The sequence below is a fragment of the Campylobacter sp. 2018MI01 genome (assembly GCF_018501205.1).
In the GTDB taxonomy this organism is placed as follows: Bacteria; Campylobacterota; Campylobacteria; order Campylobacterales; family Campylobacteraceae; genus Campylobacter_E.
Map to the genome: position 1 here is coordinate 1 of NZ_JAHCZE010000091.1, position 3,783 is coordinate 3,783.

Genomic DNA, 3,783 nt, shown 5'->3' on the forward strand with positions numbered 1-3,783 from the left:
GATAATAGCACCTATTCAAATTCAATAAATTATGAATATATTCGTGTTGAAGATAGTTTAAAACCTAATCAAACATATTATGCAAGGCTTGTTTTAGTTGATAGAACTATATCTTGTTTTGTTAGTGCAATTGATGAGCATACTTTTAAAATCACTCAAATTAAAAGATATGATACAGAAGGGCTTAATTTATTTGTAGCTGATATTCAAAGGAATTTAATTAATATTAAAAAGGAAAAAAATGGGGATTGATTTATTAATTTATATTGTATTTATAATTTTTATAGTTTTATTATTTGTTTATGTAAGACTTAGTTTTAGAGATTTAAATGATAAATTAGATGGGGTTTTAAAGGCTATTGATGAGAATTATAAATCTATTCATAGACTTGAAAAAGATGTAGAAAAATTAAAACTAGCAGAGATAAATAACGCTAAACAAAATGATTTTAATGATAATATTATGCAAAATTGTGAGTTTTTAATACATTCAATTATTGATGAAAGAATTAATGAGCTAAATAGTGATTTAGGTATTATTCAAGAAAGTATTCAAGAAGTTACAAAAAACCAAGATAGTAGAATTGCAAATTTAGAACTTGCAAACGAGCCAATCACTAGGCTAAGTCCTAATGAAGACGCTGAAAGAATGCAGATTTTAAAACTTTTTGGAGATGGTAAAAGCGTAGAAGAAATAGCATTACTTCTAAACAAAAGCCCACAAGCAATTAATATTATTTTAAAAAGCTTATAAGGACTAAAAATGTTAATTGATTCGTATGGAAGAAGGATAAATTATTTAAGAATTTCACTTACTCAAAGATGTAATTTCCGTTGTCTTTATTGTATGCCAAAAGTTCCTTTTAATTGGGTTCCTAAAGAAAATTTATTAAGCTATGAAGAATTATTTTTATTTGCAAAATTATGTATGGATAAGGGTGTAGATAAAATCCGTTTAACTGGTGGAGAACCACTTGTAAGAGCTGATTTAGATAAATTCATAAAAATGCTAATTGATTATAAGAGCGATTTGGATTTAGCACTTACAACTAATGGATTTTTATTAAAAGAACAAGCGGCAAAATTAAAAGCAGCAGGACTTGTAAGAATAAATGTATCTCTTGATACTTTAGTGCCACAAAGAGCAAAATTAATCTCTCAAAAAGATATTTTAAAAGAAGTTTTAGAAGGTATAGAAGAAGCCTTAGAAGTAGGGTTAAAAGTAAAGATTAATTGCGTTCCTTTAAAGGGTATTAATGAAGATGAATTAATTGATTTGATTATGTTTTGCAAAGAAAAAAATATTCAAATAAGATTTATTGAATTTATGGAAAACGAACACGCTTACGGACAATTATGTGGATTAAGAGAAGCTGAAATACTAGATAAAATCAAGCAAAGATTTAGCATAAATGCACTTGAGAAAGAGCCAAATTCTCCTGCTAGTTTATATAAAATTGATGAGTTAGATTATGTATTTGGTGTGATTAATCCACACAAGCACGATTTTTGTGATAGCTGCAATCGTTTAAGACTTAGTGCGGAAGGATTTTTGATACCTTGCCTTTATTTTGATGAAGCTATGAGTATTAAAAAGGCTTTAAGAAATAAAGATATTAATAAGGCTTTAGAGATTTTAAATACGGTTTTAGAAAACAAACCTGAGAAAAATAAATGGAGCGAAGAAGATAATAAAAGCTCTGCTAGGTCGTTTTCACAAACGGGTGGATGATGAAATTAGTTGAAGAATTTTTAAGTATTCAAGGTGAAGGGATATTTGCAGGAAGACTTGCTTGTTTTATCCGTTTTGCGGGGTGTAATTTCTCTTGCTATGGATTTGGAGTTGTTAAGAGCAAAAATAATAAAACATTAATTGGTTGCGATACTTTAAGAGCTGTTTATACTAATGAATTTAGTGATGAGTATAAGGAATTTAAATTAGAAAATATAATTAATAAATTAAACTTATTTAGCTATAAACCTATGATAGTAATTACTGGTGGAGAGCCTTTAATTCATCAAGAAAATCCTAAATTTATAGAGCTTTTAGAATATTTGGTAAAAAATGAATATTTAGTGCAGTTTGAGACTAATGCTAGTATTTGTTTAAAAGAATACGATTTTTATAAAAATTGTTATTTTGCAATGGGAGTAAAACTTGCAAATAGCAAAATGCCAAAGGAAAAAAGAATAAATTATGAAGCAATTAATTCAATTTTAAAGCAATCAAAACAAGCATTTTTTAAAATCGTTTTAGATAAAGCGGATTTAGAAGATAATCAAGAATTATTTGAATTAAGAAATGCTTATAAAGACGCTAATTTTTATCTAATGCCAAAGGGTGCTACTAATGATGAATTAAGAGCTAATGCTAAGAGCGTTTTAGAATTTGCTATTAAAAATGGCTTTAATTATACAGATAGGATACATATTAGAATTTATGATGATTTGGAGGGTGTATGAGAATAGGTAAATTATTTGAGTTTGAAAATGCTCATATAGTTAGGTTTTGTAGTTCAAAAAGATGTAAAACTAGCATTCACGGACATTCTTATAAATTAGAACTAATTTTATATGCAAATACTCTTGATAAAGCGGGAATGGTTTATGATTTCGGGCTTTTAAAGGGAAATATTAAGCAAATAATAGATGCTTTTGATCATAGCACTTGTATTTATAAATACGATGATTTAGAGTATGTAAATGATATTAAAAAGCATTCAGCTAGGTGGGTTGAACTACCTTGTAATATCAGTGCAGAAAATCTTAGCATAGTGTTTTTTATATTAATTTCTAAGATTTTGCAGAATTCAAAAATGCACAATGATGAGAATGTAAGAGTAGATAAAATCAGACTAAATGAGACTAGAACAGGCTGGGCTGAATGTGAATATGATGATGCTTTTTATAATGATGAGCCTATAATTAATTTAAATGAAATAACTTTTTCTAAGGCGATTTTAGAAGATTTTAGTGATATAAATTTATTTGAAAAAATTAAAAATAATGAGATTTTTATAAATCCAAAGGAAGTTTAATGAGTATTATTGGCATTCATATGTTTTTCGTGTATTGCTTGGTAGCTTTAGAATTTTCTTATTTGTTTATTTCTCAATGTTGTAAGGATATTAATAAATTTATTTCAAGAATTTCAATTATTAGTCCAATACAAATTATAGCCTTAGTTTTGGTATTATTAAGTGGTATGTTTATTGAAGCTACTAAGGCATTTTTTAATTTTAAGATTTTTTTATTTTTAAGTTGGATTTTGATTTTTTATCTTAGCATTAGACAGCTTGTAATTTTTAATAAGATAAAAAAAGCAAAAAAAAGCTTTAATTTTAAATTATTCAGTATTGCTTTTGAGATTTTAAAAATATTTTTAATCATATTTGCCGGTGTTACAAATTCTTTATTATTTTAATCGGAGTTTTTAATGAGTGATTTTATAAGTGTGCATTTGTTTTTTGTATATATTTTAATAATTTTAGAACTTTTATATTTTGTTTTTTCACAATATTTAAAGGACATTCATAAATATATTTTTAGAATTAGAGTGCTTTTGCCTGCTTATTATACGATAATTGTTTGTGTTTTTTTTACAGGCATTATTATTGAAGCTATGAAGTTGTCTGTTATACACATCTGCCTCCTTTGTTTCCATTACTTTGATGAAATCAAATTGGGGTAGTGGCTAATATGTGTGTCTTTTGATGATATTATAGCTGTCTATTCTCCATTTCTTTTGCTATCGCAGATCTTTACACGTCTCAACTCTATCTT

Annotated in this window: 6 protein-coding genes; all 6 read left to right on the top strand. The window is 26.6% G+C overall.

The window, feature by feature from the left end; translation table 11 throughout:
* On the top strand, nucleotides 1-252 hold a 252-nt coding region (locus KJQ97_RS08910; RefSeq protein ID WP_214120620.1), incomplete at its 5' end, for a hypothetical protein.
* Nucleotides 242-754 carry a helix-turn-helix domain-containing protein gene (locus tag KJQ97_RS08915; protein ID WP_214116919.1) on the top strand — a complete coding sequence of 171 codons (513 nt, stop codon included), beginning with the start codon at nucleotides 242-244 and terminating at the stop codon, nucleotides 752-754. The genes KJQ97_RS08910 and KJQ97_RS08915, both read left to right, overlap by 11 nt.
* A gap of 9 nt (nucleotides 755-763) precedes the next feature.
* Nucleotides 764-1,732, top strand: coding sequence for a GTP 3',8-cyclase MoaA (moaA, locus tag KJQ97_RS08920; protein WP_214120621.1), 969 nt, complete (start codon nucleotides 764-766; stop codon nucleotides 1,730-1,732).
* Nucleotides 1,732-2,463, top strand: coding sequence for a 7-carboxy-7-deazaguanine synthase QueE (locus KJQ97_RS08925; RefSeq protein ID WP_214120622.1), 732 nt, complete (start codon nucleotides 1,732-1,734; stop codon nucleotides 2,461-2,463). Before moaA ends, KJQ97_RS08925 begins: the two co-directional genes overlap by 1 nt.
* On the top strand, nucleotides 2,460-3,038 hold the full coding sequence (locus KJQ97_RS08930; RefSeq protein ID WP_214120623.1) for a 6-pyruvoyl trahydropterin synthase family protein: 579 nt from the start codon (nucleotides 2,460-2,462) through the stop codon (nucleotides 3,036-3,038). The genes KJQ97_RS08925 and KJQ97_RS08930 overlap by 4 nt, the downstream gene beginning before the upstream one ends.
* Nucleotides 3,038-3,424, top strand: a complete 387-nt coding sequence (locus KJQ97_RS08935; RefSeq protein ID WP_214120624.1) for a hypothetical protein — start codon at nucleotides 3,038-3,040, stop codon at nucleotides 3,422-3,424. Before KJQ97_RS08930 ends, KJQ97_RS08935 begins: the two co-directional genes overlap by 1 nt.
* Nucleotides 3,425-3,783: the final 359 nt, after the last annotated feature.

Excerpts from the sequence above, each read along its gene's own strand:
- KJQ97_RS08915 (WP_214116919.1), top strand. The coding sequence starts at position 242 with ATGGGGATTGATTTATTAATTTATATTGTATTTATAATTTTTATAGTT.
- moaA (WP_214120621.1), top strand. The coding sequence starts at position 764 with ATGTTAATTGATTCGTATGGAAGAAGGATAAATTATTTAAGAATTTCA.
- KJQ97_RS08925 (WP_214120622.1), top strand. The coding sequence starts at position 1,732 with ATGAAATTAGTTGAAGAATTTTTAAGTATTCAAGGTGAAGGGATATTT.
- KJQ97_RS08930 (WP_214120623.1), top strand. The coding sequence starts at position 2,460 with ATGAGAATAGGTAAATTATTTGAGTTTGAAAATGCTCATATAGTTAGG.
- KJQ97_RS08935 (WP_214120624.1), top strand. The coding sequence starts at position 3,038 with ATGAGTATTATTGGCATTCATATGTTTTTCGTGTATTGCTTGGTAGCT.